General features: G+C 46.0%; 16 protein-coding genes (1 of these 16 only partly in view). 7 read left to right on the top strand and 9 right to left on the bottom strand.

Annotated elements, in window-relative coordinates; translation table 11 throughout:
* The 9 genes from moeB to GXO76_10120 all read right to left on the bottom strand — a co-directional run.
* A protein-coding gene (moeB, locus tag GXO76_10160; protein ID NOY78217.1) for a molybdopterin-synthase adenylyltransferase MoeB crosses the window boundary here: on the bottom strand, positions 1 to 727 show its 5' portion. It extends 2,825 nt beyond the left edge of the window; only the first 727 of its 3,552 coding nucleotides appear in the window; it begins with the start codon at positions 725 to 727; the stop codon falls past the left edge of the window.
* A complete protein-coding gene (gene thiS, locus GXO76_10155; protein ID NOY78216.1) occupies positions 711 to 932 on the bottom strand; it encodes a sulfur carrier protein ThiS in 222 nt (73 codons plus the stop codon). The genes moeB and thiS overlap by 17 nt, the downstream gene beginning before the upstream one ends.
* A 67-nt stretch (positions 933 to 999) precedes the next feature.
* Positions 1,000 to 1,920: a cysteine synthase A gene (cysK, locus tag GXO76_10150; protein ID NOY78215.1), complete on the bottom strand. Its 921-nt coding sequence runs from the start codon at positions 1,918 to 1,920 to the stop codon at positions 1,000 to 1,002.
* 294 nt (positions 1,921 to 2,214) lie between these two features.
* On the bottom strand, positions 2,215 to 2,664 hold the full coding sequence (locus tag GXO76_10145; protein NOY78214.1) for an Rrf2 family transcriptional regulator: 450 nt from the start codon (positions 2,662 to 2,664) through the stop codon (positions 2,215 to 2,217).
* Between the two features lie 221 nt (positions 2,665 to 2,885).
* On the bottom strand, positions 2,886 to 4,007 hold the full coding sequence (locus GXO76_10140) for a hypothetical protein (GenBank protein ID NOY78213.1): 1,122 nt from the start codon (positions 4,005 to 4,007) through the stop codon (positions 2,886 to 2,888).
* Positions 4,004 to 4,390 (bottom strand): hypothetical protein, encoded by a 387-nt coding sequence (locus GXO76_10135; GenBank protein NOY78212.1) that lies wholly within the window; start codon positions 4,388 to 4,390, stop codon positions 4,004 to 4,006. The genes GXO76_10140 and GXO76_10135 overlap by 4 nt, the downstream gene beginning before the upstream one ends.
* Positions 4,387 to 4,851, bottom strand: a complete 465-nt coding sequence (locus GXO76_10130) for a hypothetical protein (protein NOY78211.1) — start codon at positions 4,849 to 4,851, stop codon at positions 4,387 to 4,389. Before GXO76_10130 ends, GXO76_10135 begins: the two co-directional genes overlap by 4 nt.
* 21 nt (positions 4,852 to 4,872) lie before the next feature.
* Positions 4,873 to 6,882, bottom strand: a complete 2,010-nt coding sequence (locus GXO76_10125) for a heme lyase CcmF/NrfE family subunit (protein ID NOY78210.1) — start codon at positions 6,880 to 6,882, stop codon at positions 4,873 to 4,875.
* A 14-nt stretch (positions 6,883 to 6,896) separates the two neighbouring features.
* A complete protein-coding gene (locus tag GXO76_10120) occupies positions 6,897 to 7,292 on the bottom strand; it encodes a cytochrome c maturation protein CcmE (protein ID NOY78209.1) in 396 nt (131 codons plus the stop codon).
* A gap of 671 nt (positions 7,293 to 7,963) precedes the next feature.
* Between GXO76_10120 and GXO76_10115 the strand changes: the two genes are divergently transcribed.
* From GXO76_10115 to GXO76_10085, 7 genes are all read left to right on the top strand, one after another.
* Positions 7,964 to 10,645, top strand: a complete 2,682-nt coding sequence (locus GXO76_10115) for a heavy metal translocating P-type ATPase (GenBank protein NOY78208.1) — start codon at positions 7,964 to 7,966, stop codon at positions 10,643 to 10,645.
* A 23-nt stretch (positions 10,646 to 10,668) separates the two neighbouring features.
* Positions 10,669 to 11,046, top strand: a complete 378-nt coding sequence (locus GXO76_10110; GenBank protein ID NOY78207.1) for a cupredoxin domain-containing protein — start codon at positions 10,669 to 10,671, stop codon at positions 11,044 to 11,046.
* Positions 11,047 to 11,112: 66 nt separating this feature from the next.
* On the top strand, positions 11,113 to 11,730 hold the full coding sequence (locus GXO76_10105) for an ABC transporter ATP-binding protein (GenBank protein ID NOY78206.1): 618 nt from the start codon (positions 11,113 to 11,115) through the stop codon (positions 11,728 to 11,730).
* Positions 11,702 to 12,382 (top strand): ABC transporter permease, encoded by a 681-nt coding sequence (locus GXO76_10100; protein ID NOY78205.1) that lies wholly within the window; start codon positions 11,702 to 11,704, stop codon positions 12,380 to 12,382. Before GXO76_10105 ends, GXO76_10100 begins: the two co-directional genes overlap by 29 nt.
* A 32-nt stretch (positions 12,383 to 12,414) precedes the next feature.
* The gene (ccsA, locus tag GXO76_10095; GenBank protein ID NOY78204.1) at positions 12,415 to 13,053 is read left to right on the top strand and encodes a cytochrome c biogenesis protein CcsA; all 639 of its coding nucleotides are present in this window, start codon (positions 12,415 to 12,417) and stop codon (positions 13,051 to 13,053) included.
* Entirely contained in the window at positions 13,050 to 13,190 is a 141-nt protein-coding gene (locus GXO76_10090) for a CcmD family protein (protein ID NOY78203.1), read from the top strand. The genes ccsA and GXO76_10090 overlap by 4 nt, the downstream gene beginning before the upstream one ends.
* A 256-nt stretch (positions 13,191 to 13,446) precedes the next feature.
* On the top strand, positions 13,447 to 16,167 hold a 2,721-nt coding region (locus tag GXO76_10085; GenBank protein NOY78202.1), incomplete at its 3' end, for a DEAD/DEAH box helicase family protein.

The following is a 16,167-nucleotide window of genomic DNA, read 5'->3' as shown; positions in this document are numbered from 1 at the left end:
GGCTGTTTTTCGAAACGGGTTTGATTCGAAATTGGGCCGATAAGGCATCGTACATGCACAGGCGATTGGTGCATAGTTTCCCAATCCCAAGGATGTATTTCAGCGCCTCATTTGCCTGAAGTGTCCCGATGGTGCCCGTCAATACGCCCAGCACACCCGCCTCTGAGCAGCTCGGCACAGAGCCGGGCGGCGGGGGCTCAATGAAAACACACCGGTAGCACGCCGTCTGATGGGGAAGAACGGTGAGGATCTGGCCGCTGAAGCGAAGTACACCGCCATGAGAAAAAGGCTTGTTTTCGAATACGCAGGCATCGTTGATGAGGAATTTTGTGGCAAAATTGTCGGTGCCGTCGATGATGAAATCGTATTCCTTGACAATCGACCGGATATTGTCGGCGTTTAGCCGATACGTATAGGTTTCCACACGGACATCGGGATTCATCCGTCCGATGAATTCTTTTGCCGAAGCGGTTTTGGGCCGGCCGATGTCCTGAGTGGTGTGAATAATCTGCCGCTGCAGATTGCTCAAATCGACACGATCGCTGTCTACAAGTCCGAGGGTTCCCACTCCGGCCGCCGCCAGATACAGCGCGGCTGGCGAACCCAGTCCGCCCACGCCGACAATTAGCACCCGGGCAGCCAGTATTTTTTCCTGCCCCACTCCGCCCACTTCATCAAGAATGATATGGCGGCTGTACCGCTCAACCTGGCTATCTGTTAATTCCATAAGAACCGCCTCCCATAAAGTAAAGGAATTCCACCGTGTCTCCGTCGCTCACACGCACATCGGCGTACTGATCGCGGGGAATGATTTGACCGTTCAGCTCCACGCTGACCATCTCGGGTCTTTTGACCTCGCATTTTGACAACAGGGACTCCACGGAAAGCTCTCCCTCATATTCCTGATTTTCTCCGTTTACAATTAATTTCATATCTATTCTCCTGTTTTTCCCGGTTACATAACCGTTCTGTACTAATAACCAGCGGCCGGTTCTTCCGCTAATCCTCAAACAAGGACAAACTCAAATATCGTTCTCCCGTATCCGGAATAATAACAACGATCCGTTTTCCTGCAAAGTCCTTGCGGGCGGCTACCTTGGAGGCCGCGTGTACCGCCGCCCCGGCAGAAATTCCGGCAATAATTCCCTCCTCCCGGGCCAGACGTTTGGTCATGGCAGCAGCCTCCTCGTTGGAAACCTGGATAATCTCATCAACCACCTGCCGGTTGAAGACTTTGGGTACAAATCCGGCACCAATTCCCATAATCATGTGCGGTCCCGGATTTCCTCCTGAGAGAACAGCGGACTCCGCCGGTTCAACGGCAATGATCTTTACGGAGGGCTTTTTCTTTTTAAGAACCTCACCCACACCGGTGATCGTACCGCCCGTTCCAACACCGGCCACAAACACATCCACCTGACCGTCGGTATCACGCCAGATTTCCTGAGCCGTGGTCTTTCGGTGGATGTCCGGATTAGCCGGGTTCTCAAACTGGGAGGGGATGAATACACGATCGAACTGACCTGCCAGTTCGTTTGCCTTTTCAATGGCGCCGGACATGCCCTTTTCTGCCGGTGTCAGAACCATCTCGGCACCAAAGGCCTGGAACATCTTCCGCCGCTCGCTGCTCATCGTCTCGGGCATTGTGAGGATCAGGCGATAGCCCTTCACGGCGCACACCCACGCCAACGCAATGCCGGTGTTGCCGCTGGTTGGCTCAATAACCACTGTACCGGGCGTGAGACGGCCGGAACGTTCGGCTTCCAGAATCATATTTACCCCGATGCGGTCCTTGACGCTGCTCCCCGGGTTGTAATATTCTAATTTTGCATACACATGTGACCCTTCCGGTACCGTCTTGTTCAGCCGAACCAGTGGGGTGTTGCCGATCAGATCAATGACGCTTTGTGCGATTTTCATAGGTGCTCTCCTTCAATTTCGTTAAAGATTTGAATTTTATACAGCTCCGCTAATGAGTTTTTGTCCCAACATCCACAAAAGGGTGGGTGCGAGACTGCTGAATAGAATATGATTACAACAAAATTTCTCCGTCAGTGGATGGAGTTAGATCAAGTCCATTTGGAATAATCCATTTTTATGATCAGATAAATAGAGAATAAGATTAAAAACAAACGGACTGCAGATAATTAAGTATGTCTTAATGGAGTTCAGGAAGTGGACAGAAGGGTAAGCCGCCTATTGAACGACTAAGGGCTAAATGTAGTAGATGAAATTTGATTTTGTTTTTTTTGTTTTCGCGATTTTGCATATGTCTTCAAATGTTGTATGGTCTACAATTTCGTTAATTGCGTCTCTTACTTTGATCCAGATGTCAACAAACGGACAAAAGGGTTCATCATCGCACTTGATGTAACCCGACTTGCTCACGCAGGCGATGGGGGAGGTTGGGCCATCCATAAGTCGTATAATTTCGCCCAGCGTGATCTTTGCCGGTGCTTTTGCAAGCCAATAACCGCCGTTTGGCCCCCGCCGGCTTTGAACATAACCCGCCCCCTTTAGAATCAGCAAAATTTGACTTAAGTACTTAAGAGGAATATCCTGCCGTTTTGCAATATCGGTAATTTGAATTTTACCGTGATCGTAATGCAGCGCCAGGTCGAGCACCGCCTTTAGCGCATAATCACCCTTAAATGAGATCTTCATTGAACCCGGATGTAATAAAATATATTCTTGATCATATTGGTAGACAATATATGACCAAAATATGAAAATGTCAAGGGTTTTTTTATCTGATTTAAAATTTTTTCTTTTTTAACCACAGATTTCGCAGATTTAGACGCAGATGTCCATAAATTTTTTAATTCCTCTGTGCCATCCACAAATTTAATTTGTGGATGGCTGTGGCTTGCTTTTTGGGATTTATCCTATTTTTTCTCCAGCTTTTCTAACATGGTTAATAATTCTTTGCGTTTTTCCCGATAGTCACTCTCTTCCAATTTTTGGTTTGCAAAGGCCTCATCCAGTTCAGCAATTTGCCGCAAAAAATAATCTGATACACTGGGGTCTTTTTGAGGAGATGAGGGCACTGACAGCGTCTTATCCCGTTTAATTCTTTTTGCAACGAGGATAACAATAAATAACAGAACCGCAATAAAAACAATCATTAATATCGTGCCAATGTCCGTCGGTTTACCCTGTAGTCCGGTAATATGAAGCCTTATTTTTTGTCCGGGCTTAAAGTCCCGTGCTTCAAACCGCCTGAATTTCGAACCCTTGACGGGTATTTCGGAAAATCCTTCCCCTGAAAGTTGTATATTGGGATCATCTGTAAAGACGTCAAAAACAGCCGTTGAAATAGTCAGAGGTTTGATCAAATCCAGCTCTTTTTTGGGTGTTTTGATGATGTAGGAAAAATAGATTTCTTTTTTTCCTGGCAGCAATTCCATGGTATCATAAAACCCGCCCGGCACAAACACAATGCAGCAGGACATCAAGCCTTTCCCCAATTGGACATTTGCTGCATCGGGCGGCAGCCGATAATTGAGGGTATGAAATTTTTCCCCTTGTACCGGGGGGCCAATATAGGTTCGGTCGCTTCTATTCTTCAAAACCAGCATCTCATTTACCTGGATAAAACCAATTGCCGGTCTGATGAAAAGATGATGAATGAGTGCGGATACGGCGGAATCGCTGCGGCTGGTTTCGTAAATTAAAACATGCGATTCAGCGGCAGGCATTTGGGGTGAAAGTTTTTTCGCCTCACCGTAATATTTAACCCCTTGATAATAGACCATCGGTTCATAAACATAGTCTGAATCTTCTGGCAGATTCTTGAAAACGAAAGTGTTTCTTCCCCTGATCGTGGTTTTCGGCTGGAATCGATTGTCTTGTTGCCCGTTTTTATAGCGGTTTAGCTGCACGGCGAGTGAACGCGGGACGGAAAAGCCTGCCGTGCCATTCTGAACGGTTCCTGTAATCTCTCCGCCTTCTGCAATTCCACCCCAAATTAACAGCCCAATCCAAATTGCAAGAATAGATTTTTTCATTTTGGGTTCTTTCTGAGATTATTGGGTTCGATTTTGCTCTTTTTTAACTTCTGACGATAGGCTCTGATTTTTTCTTCAATCTCGGCTCTTTTCCCGGAATCCCCCCCATTTTTTTTGATATCCTTAAAAATTTGCACCGTCTCAAGCTCATATTTTTGTTTGAGTTGATTATAATCCGACAGAGATATTTTTCCCATCTGGTGTTCAAATTCAAGTTCTTTTAGCGTCGCAAGGAGTTCATTCTTTTTTTGGTTCAATTTTATCAGGCGGAAAGGAATCATTCCTTCCGGGATGTAACGGAGCCGATCGTTTTCCTGCAACAGAGGATAAAGAACGTAACCCATTAAAATGACGCTTATTGCGCCCACAAAAACAACTATCATGAATCTTCTCCTTCCTCAAACTGGTCCAATTCTTTTTTTAGCTCATCGGCATCCTTTTTGTCCAGAGTCTTTGTATTGGATGGGTGCTCATTTTTCTGTTTTTTGCTCCACCGGCGTATCCCTTTGACCAATAAAAAGCCTGCGATAATAGGCAGTAAAAAGGGTAATATCCATGCCGTTAAATTGAAGCCTTTTTTGGCCGGGGTGGAAAGAACTTTTTCGCCGTACTGTTTGACAAAAACGGCAAGGATCTGATTTTTGCTATAGCCGCGCTCGATTAACCCCGTAATTTGTGTGCGCATTTGTGCGGCCGTTCCGCATTCACAATTATTCAGCGCCATTTGACACGAACATGTGCAAATCAAATATTTTTGAACGTCATTAGTGGAAATATTCCCTCTAACCGACAGGGGGAAAATCAGAAGAAAACCGATAAACAGGATTGGATATAGTTTTTTCATAACAGCCTCAAGCTAATTCGATTAAGCCTGCGGTAGCTGAACAAATGCCTTGTTTTTCTTCGCAAGCGGTTTGGTTTCCGGAACAGATTTTCTCCTTTTTGATGGCCACATCGTGAAAAGTGTTCCTGCAATGAGGATATAACCGCCTATCCAGATCCAGGCCACCAGGGGAATAATCTCGGCTTTAATAAAAACAGAGCCATTTGCATTAATTTTTCCCAGGATTAAATAGAGATCGTCCCTTAGACTGGACGATATGTAAACCTCGGTCATAGTTTGTTTTTGGAGAGGATGATAGTGTTTGGAAGGGGTGGCGATGCCTTCATAGTTGGGACCATTTTTTACGCGGAATGAGGCGGTGCTAACCTGGGCATTGGGCGTATTGTATTGGTCTAATCCCATGAATGTCAGTTCGTAGTTGGCAATCTTCAGATTGTCCCCCTTTTTCATCAGCTTTTCCTTTTCAATTTTGAATGCGGACGATCCCGCAATCCCGACAAAGATCAAGATCATTCCGGTATGCACAATATAGCCGCCGTATCGCCTCCGGTATTTAAGGACCAGGTTTTTAAAAGCGGTAAAGATCATTTCGTTGTGGTAGCGTATGCGGGAACGGGTACCCCGGTAAAATTCAAGAAATATGGAAGACAATACAAAGGCACTGAGACTGAATGTTAAGAGTGGAGCGATCTGTCTCATACCGGTAATGAGCAGGATTATCAGCGCCGTAAAAAAAACACCGGATGGAATCAGAAAATTGCGCAGAAAATTATTCAGGGTCGCTTTGCGCCAGGAAATGAGGGGACATATTCCCGTGAGCAGTATTAAGGCGATGGCAATCGGGACATTAACGGTGTTGAAAAAAGGAGGCCCGACCGTAATCTTTATCCCCCGTACCGCTTCTGAAAGAATAGGAAACAACGTTCCCCACAATATGGCAAATGTGGCGGCAACCAGTATTAAATTATTAAAGAGGAAGCTTGATTCTCTGGAAAGAACGGAATCGAGTTGATTTCGGCTGCGCAATTCTTTGCGGCGCGAAACAATCAAATAGGATGCACCCAGGACAACCCAGAGCATAAAAATCAGGAATAGCGGTCCGAGATTGGAATTGCCGAATGAATGAACCGATGAAATGATTCCGCTTCGTGTTACAAAAGTGCCGAATATGGTCAGCAGAAAGGTCATGACGATGAGACTCATATTCCATATTTTTAACATGTCCTTTCGTTCCTGGATCATAACGGAATGCAAAAATGCTGTTCCAGTCAGCCAGGGGAGCAGTGAGGCGTTTTCAACCGGGTCCCAGGCCCAATAACCGCCCCATCCCAATTCCACATAGGCCCATTTGGCGCCCAGCAATATGCCGATGCTGAGAAAAAGCCACGAAAACAGAGTCCAGCGCCGGGTTGTTTTAATCCATTCGTTATCCAATCGTCTTGTTATTAATGCCGCTATGGCGAAGGCAAACGGTATGGCGAAGCCAACATATCCCAGGTATAATGTGGGCGGATGGAAAATCATGCCCGGATTCTGCAGCAACGGGTTTAACCCCTGTCCCTCGAAAATGTGAAAGGCAGATCTTTCAAAGGGGCTGCTGGTAAATACAAGGATAATAAGGAAAAATAGCTGGATTGAGGCCAAAATAACGTTGACATAAGGAAGCATATGCAGGGTTTGGTTTTTATGCCGATTTTGCAGGACAACAACAACACTGAAAAGTGAAAGCAGCCAAACCCATAAAAGCAGCGAGCCCGATTGACCAGCCCAGAGTGCCGTAATCGCATAAAATACAGGCAGATGATTGCTTACATGTTCAGCCACATATTTAAGCTCATAGTTTTTTGTAATGAGCGCTTGAGCAAGAATGAACATGGCCAGTGAAATCAGTAAAAATGAACTGTAGATTGCCCGATGACTGCTAACCAGAAATTGCCCTATCCTGTTTTTAATTCCCATAATGGAGGCAACAATAATATAGAGAGAAAACACCAGACTTAATTTTAACCCGATATCACCTAATTCAATCATTTTTTAACTCCCGGCTAATCATTTTTATTATATTTTGATGGGCATTTTGTCAGAATCCTCTGGGCCAGAATATGTTTGCTTTTAATTGTGCCGGTTACGACCACCTGTAACCCCGGCTCAAAACTGTCGGGTATTAAACCGGAATAATTGACTTGAATGACCTGTTTTGGTTTTTTTAAATCCCGCAACAAAAATGAAAGCTGCTGTTTTTCTGAATCATTCCGGATTGTTCCGGGCACGACAATACCGGTAACCTGCATCACTGAATCGTTATTATGTGATTCAATCTTGTCAATGTCGCTTACATTCATATAAGCCATCATGGATTTGCTTAATCCCTTGTACAGAAGCATGGCAAATGCAAGCAGAATAATGACGACGCCGATAGAATATTTTGATTTGCTTATCATTTTAGTCTCTTTCTATTCCTCCATCTCGTATAATTCGCAACAGTGTCGCTCTGCTATAAATCTTCTCAAGGCAGCTTTAGGGCCATTCGGGCGATCGTCCCACTATTTCTTTCCACACGATCCCACCGGGGGCTTGCGTTTTCCTGAATAGGTGTATCCGCATGGTCCTTCCTCTCTGCGGAGGGCAAATTCCATTTTTTTATGGTATGTTTTATCGCAATAAATATACCATTTTCCAGAATAAATAACGCATAGCCAAAATGCAAATATTGCTCCCGAAAAAACAAGAGGATAAGCTAATTTTCTATTGTTTTATTTTTAAAGAATTTTAATCTGTTCCTTTTGTGTAGAATAGTCAACACTAAAAATGAAGAATATTCTCTATGCGTGTAGAATAATCTCTATTATTTTTGTCTTTATGGTTTTGAAAAAGGTTGCCGGACAATTTTTGTTACCCTTACCTATCCCATATCCGATGGAATGCTTTCAGGCCGTCTTTTTTTCATAACCTATATATTATTAATTGAGATAGCATTTTTTACTGGCCAGAGGAGAACGGCGTGAAAATGCTTAAGAGATCCGCGCTTTCTCAAATAAATTGAGGTGGCACAATGATTGATATAATAGCTGGAAAAGGATACGTGGTACGTTAACCATTAAGGAAGTGTGTTATGAAAGTTGTTGATCCAATCTGCGGTATGAAAATCGATTCCGAAGAGGCGATAGGTCATCTGGAACACAAGGGAGAAACCTATTATTTCTGTTCGGATTCGTGCCTGGAACGGTTTCAGGAAAATCCTGAGCAATATGTCCGTTCGGATGTGACCGCGAAAAAGGAAGTAAAAATGGAAAAGAAGAAATTAGGTTCGAAAACGAAGGAAGGGGTGACGTCCTTGACGGGCTTCAGCGATCAGGCGAATTACTTAAAACTGGAAATTCCCATTGTGGGGATGAGTTGTGCGTCGTGTGCGGTGACGATCGAGAAATCATTGAAAGATGTGGAGGGTGTGCAAACGGCATCCGTGAATTATGCCAATCAAAGGGCCCATGTCACCTATAATTTAAATGAAATCAGTTCGCCGGATTTATTGAAAGCGATAGAATCTGCCGGTTACCAAACGGGCGGTGCGGTACTGCGCATAGGAATAAAAGGAATATCCTGCGCATCTTGCGTGGATAAAATCGAAAAGGCCCTGAAGAAGATACCGGGCGTTTTAAAGGCGACCGTAAATCCGGGAACGGAAGAGGCCAGAATTGAGTATCTGCCGGAAATGGTTCAGCTGAACGCCATCAAAAAAACCATTGAGGATTTGGGTTATCAGACCGTCCATATCGGTGATGAGATACCGGAAGACAGGGAAAAGAGCCAGCATGAGGCCGAGTACAAGAGTTTGTGGCACAAATTTCTTTTCGCCGCGATTCTTTCGGTACCCATACTAATTGGTTCATTCCCCGAATGGATTCCATCGTGGGCAGCCGTTCCTCAGCAAACCCGCTGGATCATCCTCTTTGCGCTGACTCTTCCGGTACTGATATTGAGCGGTTCGCAATTTTACGTTGGTGCCTGGAGAGCTTTTCGACACCACTCGGCGGATATGAACACGCTGATCGGGGTGGGCACAGGTGCAGCCTTTCTTTACTCTTTTGCTGCGACCTTTTTACCGGGTCTCTTTCCGGAAAATCTGCGAAATGTGTTTTATGATACAACGGCCATTATTATTGCATTGATTCTTATCGGGAAAGTGCTGGAAGCGAAGGCCAAGGGACGGACATCGGATGCAATAAAACGGCTAATTGGGTTGCAGGCAAAAACGGCCCGAGTGGTTCGCGACGGAAAAGAACTGGACATTCCGGTTGAAGAGGTCCTGGTGGGAGACACGGTTGTTGTGCGTCCCGGTGAAAAGATACCGGTCGACGGCATCGTGGAAGAGGGCAGTTCAACCGTAGACGAATCCATGGTAACCGGTGAACCAACCCCTGCGAAAAAATCACGCGGCGATGAAGTGATCGGCGCCACAATTAATAAAATCGGTTCATTTAAATTTAAGGCCGCAAAGGTGGGTAAGGATACCATGTTGTCGCAGATTGTCAAGATGGTCCAGGAAGCACAAAGCACCAAGGCACCCATTCAGCGGCTGGCGGATGTGATCTCCGGTTATTTTGTTCCGATTGTCATTGTTGCGGCCATTTTAACTTTTATCGTCTGGTATGATTTTGGACCGGCTCCACAGCTTACGTTTGCTCTGATTACATTCGTTACCGTACTGATTATTGCCTGCCCGTGTGCACTGGGTCTGGCTACACCAACCTCAATCATGGTGGGTACGGGTAAAGGTGCCGAAAACGGCATTCTGATAAAAGGCGGTGAAGCGCTTGAAACCGCGCATAAGTTGACGGCAATTGTCCTCGACAAAACCGGCACAATTACGCTGGGGAAACCGGATGTGACCGATGTCATATCCCTGAACGGAATGGCCAAGAATGAACTGCTGGCGCTCTCCGCAGCATTGGAAAAATCCTCTGAACACCCGCTCGGGGAGGCCATTGTGGAAAGCGCGGAGGAAAAAGGATTGACCCTTGCCAAGGCGAGTGATTTTTCCGCAATTCCCGGTCTTGGCGTAAAAGGGACAATTGATGGACAAAGCGTTCTGCTTGGCAATTTGAAATTAATGCAGACCTCTCAAATAGATTTAAAGGACGTACTGGACCAGTCGCAGGCATTTGCAGAGCAGGGGAAAACGCCCATTTTTGTTGCGATCAACCAAAAGCTGTCCGGCATTCTTGCGGTGGCCGATCCTGTGAAAGAGGATTCGAAAGAGGCGATTCGCAAGCTGAAGGATATCGGATTGGAAGTTATTATGATCACCGGAGACAACAGCAAAACGGCAGAGGCCATTGCAAAACAAGTAAATATCGACAGGGTATTTGCCGAGGTGCTGCCCAATGAAAAGGCAAAATATGTAAAACAGTTGCAGCAAGAAGGGCATATCGTCGGCATGGTGGGTGACGGTCTGAATGATGCGCCTGCCCTGGCTCAGGCAGATGTGGGAATCGCCATCGGGACGGGCACCGACGTGGCCATGGAAGCCAGTGAAATTACGCTGATCAAAGGAAAACTGACCAGTGTTGCCACGGCCATTCAATTGAGTAAAGCCACCATGCGCAACATTAAGCAGAATCTGTTTGGTTCGTTCTTTTACAATTCTTTGGGTATCCCGGTGGCCGCCGGCGTTCTGTATCCGTTTTTCGGTATCTTGTTGAGTCCGATTATTGCGTCTGCCGCCATGGCAGCCAGCAGTGTCACTGTGGTAAGTAATGCATTACGGCTGCGCAGATTTAAAGCAGCCGCATAGAATTTAAAATTGGAGATAGAACAATGCGTTTAGATCAAATTATTGTCACAATCTCAGGCCTGTTTCTTGCGGCCGGCGTCATCTGGTACTTCTTTCTGTACAAACGGCAGACGGTCCGCGCTAAGGATACAGAAGGCATTCAGGAAGTAAAAATATCCGTAAAGGGCGGTTATGATCCCGACTTAATTGTGGTGAAAAAGGATAAAACCGTACGATTGAATTTCTACAGGGAAGAAACCTCCTCGTGTACCGAGGTGGTGGTTTTTCCCGATTTTCGGGTGCGGAAAGAACTTCCTGCTTTTCAAAACACAATCATTGAGATCATGCCGGATAAGATAGGCGAATATGATTTTCATTGTGATATGAATATGATTCACGGAAAATTAATTGTCGAAGAATAGAGGCACGCCCTGTGTGCAGAATCGACCTGAACCGGAATTCATTAAGGTATTTGATGGAATAGAAACATGTGGAAAATCATTGGAACAGGCCTTACCCAGGCATTTAATCAAAGAATCATTTTTAAAGAATTGTCCTTTGAAATAGAAAGCGGTGAATCGTTGGTCTTGATCGGACCGAACGGTTCCGGAAAAACAACGCTCATTCGAATTGTTTGTAATCTCTTACGGCCAATTGAAGGAAAAATAGAATTTTTTTACGGTGATCAAAAGAAATTGGCCAGCCAGCTCTATTCAGCCATTGGTTTGGTTGGCCCCTATTTGCAGCTTTATAATAATCTTACGGCTTTCGAAAATTATGTCTTCTTCAGAAAAATACGTGGATTGAATGTCGATTATGATGACTTTAAAATGCTGATGAAAAAATTTGGTTTAACCGGCCGTGAATTCGATGAACTGCGCACCTATTCTTCCGGTATGTTGCAGCGGATGAAGTATGTGTGTGCCTTGCTTCACCGCCCGCCTGTTTTAATTCTGGATGAGCCGGTCTCTAATCTTGATGAATCAGGCGAAAGAATTATTTACGATGTGATGGAGGAGCAAAGGAGAAACAAAATTTTGATTTTTGCAACGAATAATCCTGAAGAGATAAAATTCGGTGATAAGAAAATCCGGCTTTCTGTATAAATCACTCTATATTTTACAGAAGGATTTGCATCAGGAATTTCGCACACGTTATGCGATTAATGCAATCCTTCTGTTTGCTGTTACCACTCTGGTCGTGGTCAGCTTTTCCATTGGTGCGGCTGAATTAAGCAAAAATACACTGTCGTCGCTTCTGTGGATCATCATTTTTTTCTCGGCTATGACGGGACTTTCTCATGTTTTTGTGCGGGAAGAAGAACAGCAAACGGCTGATACACTGAGGCTGGTTGCTTCGCCGAGTGCCATTTTTGTGGGCAAGTGGTTGTTTAATATTCTGTTATTGTTGGGATTGGAATTAATTCTTATTCCCCTTTATATGGTATTTATGGATATGACGGTGGGGAATCTGTCCGCATTTACCCTGATGATTGTGCTTGGCAGCATGGGGGTTTCCTCAGTGGCGACTATCATGGCGGCTATCATCTCCCGAACCAGTGCGAAAGGCGCTCTGTTTGCCGTTCTCTCTTTTCCGGTTATGCTGCCCGTTTTGATCCTGTCGATTCAGGGAACGGCATTGGCGATTCAGGGCAATTCGATCTCGGCCGGCATGGATGAAATTCAAATGTTGCTTTTATTTATAATTGTGATTGTCACAGCTTCAATTTTACTTTTTGAATTTGTGTGGATCCTATGAAAAAATATCAAAACAGCAGATGGTTTGAATCAATGAAGATTTTTACATTTTTCTGGATGGTTGCCGTAATAATCGGCTCCCTGTATCTGGCACCGGAAGCGGCCGGATTTAAAAGCACCTCCCGCGTAATTTTCTACCATGTGCCGATGTCGTGGGTGGCTTCGCTGGCCTTTTTGGTGGCTGCAATCTCGGGTATCCTGTATTTGCGCACCAAAAAGCTGGTCTATGACATCTGGGCGGTTTCTTCAGTAGAAATCGGCTTTTTGTTCAGCATTTTGGCCACGATAACGGGATCACTCTGGGCAAAAGTCGAATGGGGCGCTTTCTGGAATTGGGATCCAAGGGAAACGTCGATTGTGGTTCTGCTGATGATTTATGCGGCTTATTTTGCTTTGCGGTCCGCACTTGAATCACGGGAACAAAAAGCACAAATTTCAGCTGTTTACTCTATTCTGGCATTCATCACGGTGCCGTTTCTGGTTTTTGTTGTGCCCAGAATTCTGTTTACGCTGCATCCGCAAAATCCGGTTTTTACGACGCAGGCCGGTAAAATGATGTCGCCGAAAATAAAACTGGTATTTTTCTCATCAATGTTTGGATTTACTCTGTTTTATTATTGGCTGCTGCGTTTGAGGGTAAATCTGGAGAGAATCAAGGAGAAAATGTTATGATGAAAAAAGAGGTGTTATTGATCGTTTTTTTAATCATCTGGACGGGCATTGCCGGCTATCTCTTTTTTCTGGATCGACAGATCAAAAAGATTAAACAAAAATTATTTTTCAATGGTGATAAAATGAATCAACCGTAGGAATAGGCCGCGAATGCGCGAATGATTTTTTTTGTCGGGGCGATTCATGAATCGCTCCGACAAATCGCCCCTACGAATCGCCGCAACGGAAAATCACAACAACAATTCCTGCTTTTCGTATTTCCTGTCCGTACTCCCCTGGATATCCCCGCCAATGTCATTCTTTTCCCTTGCACTTGCAGGGGATTTTTTTTATTTTGTAATACCTTCGGAACAAAAATATGCGGTGTGACGTGAGACAACAATTTTGAAATCGGTGGCCAAAATAAAACTGCAGCTCTCACCGGAGATTTACAATGCCCTGGGACTGCCCTCCTTTGTGGCGCTCGATCTGGAAACAACCGGTTTGAATGCTTCCGCGGACGAGGTGATTGAAATCGGAGCCGCCCGGGTGGAGTCGGGCAAAATCACGGATACATTCAGCCGCCTGGTCAACATTCGGGGGGAGCTCCCGCTGCAAATCACCCGGCTTACGGGAATTCGTTCGGTTGACCTTCAATCTCAGCCCTTTCTCCACGAATTGCTGCCTGAGTTTGTTGATTGGATCAATGGCGCACCCATTCTGGGGCACAATATTTCATTTGATCTTGGATTTTTGGATGATTATCTCACGGCGCAGCAAACCCTTTTTCACAGAGGCCGCCCTTTGGGGCCGCTTCGAAATCCCCGCCTGGATACGTTGATTCTGGCAAGGACGCTTTTGCCCCGGCTTAACAATCATCGTTTGGAAACATTGATTTCTTTTTTTGAAATTGACGTTACCACTACTCATCGGGCGCTTGACGATGTTTTTTCTGAAATCCAGCTCTTTGACCGCCTTTTGCCCCTTTTACTCACATTGCCCGAATCGCTTTTGCGCGATTTTTCACAGATTCTTGTTCCTCTGACGGATGGCACCTCGAATCTGATTCGACGCAGTCTGCAGGCGGCACAAAAGTACCGCACAGAACTGCTGGAAACGGCCGCCTATTTTCGAAATAAAATTCCAGCTCCCTTAAATAATATCGTGGGCGAAAAACGCGAACGACGGGTTTCGGAGGATCCTGCCCTGCTTGATGAGGACTCGGTGGCTGCCATTTTTGACGACAAAGGTCTTCTCAATTCGGTCCGTCCGGATTTTGAAAAACGGGAACAGCAAATGGAGATGGCTCGTGCCGTGAGCCGGGCATTTAATGAGCAGGCGTTTCTGCTGGCCGAAGCAGGTACCGGAACCGGGAAATCCCTGGCCTATCTGGTGCCTTCTATTCTGTGGGCACAAAGGCAGCCTCTGGAAAATGGCCGTGTAATTGTGTCCACAAATACCAAGAATCTTCAGGAGCAAATCTTTACAAAGGATTTGCCCTTTTTGTTTCAGCACCTTCCGGAACCCTTTCGGGCCGTTCTTCTCAAGGGACGTACCAATTACATTTGTATTGATCGATGGAAGCAATTTCTGGCCGGGGCTCACGAAGAGATGCTGACCGACGAGGAACGCCGGGAAGTGCTGCCGATCGTTACCTGGTTTAATGAAACACTCTCAGGCGATATTGAGGAAAACAACGGCTTTCACCGTCCGTTTTATCCGGATCTCTGGGGGAGACTTCAGGCGGACTCGCATTTTTGTCCCGGGCAAAGTTGCCCCTATTTTCAGGATTGCTTTGTTACACGTGCCCGTCGGGCGGCCCGCACCGCAGACGTAGTCGTCACGAATCACTCGCTCTTGCTCAGTGATCTGACCGCCAACCGTGCCATTCTTTCGGACTATTCGAACCTGATTTTGGACGAAGCCCATAATCTGGAGGCAGCTGCTACAAAGTATTTGTCGGTTGAATTGAGTTCCCGGACGGTGAAAAGTTTTCTGCACCAGCTCTACCGGTTTGTCGGGAAAGAGGTGGGCATGCTGCCGCGGCTTCGGGATGCTCTTCATTTTTCTCCGATGGAAGATTCCCGAAAAAGCCCCATACTCAATCTTGTGTACGCTTTAATTCAGCAGACAGAAACGTTGGAAAAGGCCTGCAGGCGCTTTTTCTTGCACCTCGGGGAGAAGGCCTGGGAGCAAAACCTGGGTCGAAATCAGCCGCTAACCGCAAAAATCCGTTATTCCAATTGGGATGACCATTTTTCATCGCTTGAAACGGATACGAAAAATTTGCGGGAAGAATTGGGGGAGTTAAAAACGGCGCTGGCTCGCCTGAACGATCATCTCTCACTTCTTACCGTGCGGGATTTGGAGGATGTGGAGACTTTTCGTTCACTGGCAGAGGGCGCGCTTTCCCAAGCTGCTGATTTGCTGGAAACAGTGGCCCTGATGGTAGAAACCAACCGCCCGGATTTTGTTTATTGGTGCGAGCCGGCGGCAACAGATAAAAAATACGATTCCCGGCTGAAGGCATCCCCGGTAAATGTGGCGTCTGTTCTGAAAAATCGCCTGTACGATTTTCTGGATACGGCTGTTTTTACCTCCGCCACGCTTACAGTGGGCGGACGGTTTGATTATTTCAAATCACGCACAGGTATCGCGTTCGTGGACACGGAACGCGTGGTGGAGCGTTCGTACGGATCGCCGTTTCATTACGAGGAACAGGTGCTGCTGGGCGTGCCGGCCTTTGTCCCCGATCCCCGGGATTCCCGCTTTGTAGAAAAGATTTCGGGGTTAGTGGGGCGTTTGATTTCAGAGACAAAACGCGGCACATTAATTCTGTTTACATCGTACGATATGCTGCAACGGGTTTACCGGTACATTAAACCCAGGCTTGAAGGCGAAGGAATTCTGACGCTGGCTCAGGGAGTCGACGGATCAAGAAATTCCCTGGTTCGGCTCTTTCAGGAAGAAGGGTCGGCTGTGCTGCTGGGCACTAACAGCTTTTGGGAGGGCGTGGATATTCCCGGCGAAGCACTGGAACTGCTGGTCGTGACCAAATTGCCCTTCGAAGTGCCTGCCGAACCGATTTTTCAGGCCTGGATGGAGGAAATTGAAAAAAGGGGTGGAAATTCATTT

The organism is Calditrichota bacterium (assembly GCA_013151735.1).
In the GTDB taxonomy this organism is placed as follows: Bacteria; Zhuqueibacterota; JdFR-76; order JdFR-76; family BMS3Abin05; genus BMS3Abin05.
This window is presented reverse-complemented; position numbering and strand designations above follow the sequence as displayed.

What these genes read in the sequence shown, in the direction of transcription:
- GXO76_10135 (NOY78212.1), bottom strand. Translation starts at nt 4,390, where the DNA reads ATGATAGTTGTTTTTGTGGGCGCAATAAGCGTCATTTTAATGGGTTAC.
- GXO76_10090 (NOY78203.1), top strand. Translation starts at nt 13,050, where the DNA reads ATGATGAAAAAAGAGGTGTTATTGATCGTTTTTTTAATCATCTGGACG.
- GXO76_10140 (NOY78213.1), bottom strand. Translation starts at nt 4,007, where the DNA reads ATGAAAAAATCTATTCTTGCAATTTGGATTGGGCTGTTAATTTGGGGT.
- GXO76_10105 (NOY78206.1), top strand. Translation starts at nt 11,113, where the DNA reads ATGTGGAAAATCATTGGAACAGGCCTTACCCAGGCATTTAATCAAAGA.
- GXO76_10115 (NOY78208.1), top strand. Translation starts at nt 7,964, where the DNA reads ATGAAAGTTGTTGATCCAATCTGCGGTATGAAAATCGATTCCGAAGAG.
- GXO76_10125 (NOY78210.1), bottom strand. Translation starts at nt 6,882, where the DNA reads ATGATTGAATTAGGTGATATCGGGTTAAAATTAAGTCTGGTGTTTTCT.
- ccsA (NOY78204.1), top strand. Translation starts at nt 12,415, where the DNA reads ATGAAGATTTTTACATTTTTCTGGATGGTTGCCGTAATAATCGGCTCC.
- GXO76_10120 (NOY78209.1), bottom strand. Translation starts at nt 7,292, where the DNA reads ATGATAAGCAAATCAAAATATTCTATCGGCGTCGTCATTATTCTGCTT.
- GXO76_10110 (NOY78207.1), top strand. Translation starts at nt 10,669, where the DNA reads ATGCGTTTAGATCAAATTATTGTCACAATCTCAGGCCTGTTTCTTGCG.
- GXO76_10130 (NOY78211.1), bottom strand. Translation starts at nt 4,851, where the DNA reads ATGAAAAAACTATATCCAATCCTGTTTATCGGTTTTCTTCTGATTTTC.
- thiS (NOY78216.1), bottom strand. Translation starts at nt 932, where the DNA reads ATGAAATTAATTGTAAACGGAGAAAATCAGGAATATGAGGGAGAGCTT.
- GXO76_10145 (NOY78214.1), bottom strand. Translation starts at nt 2,664, where the DNA reads ATGAAGATCTCATTTAAGGGTGATTATGCGCTAAAGGCGGTGCTCGAC.
- cysK (NOY78215.1), bottom strand. Translation starts at nt 1,920, where the DNA reads ATGAAAATCGCACAAAGCGTCATTGATCTGATCGGCAACACCCCACTG.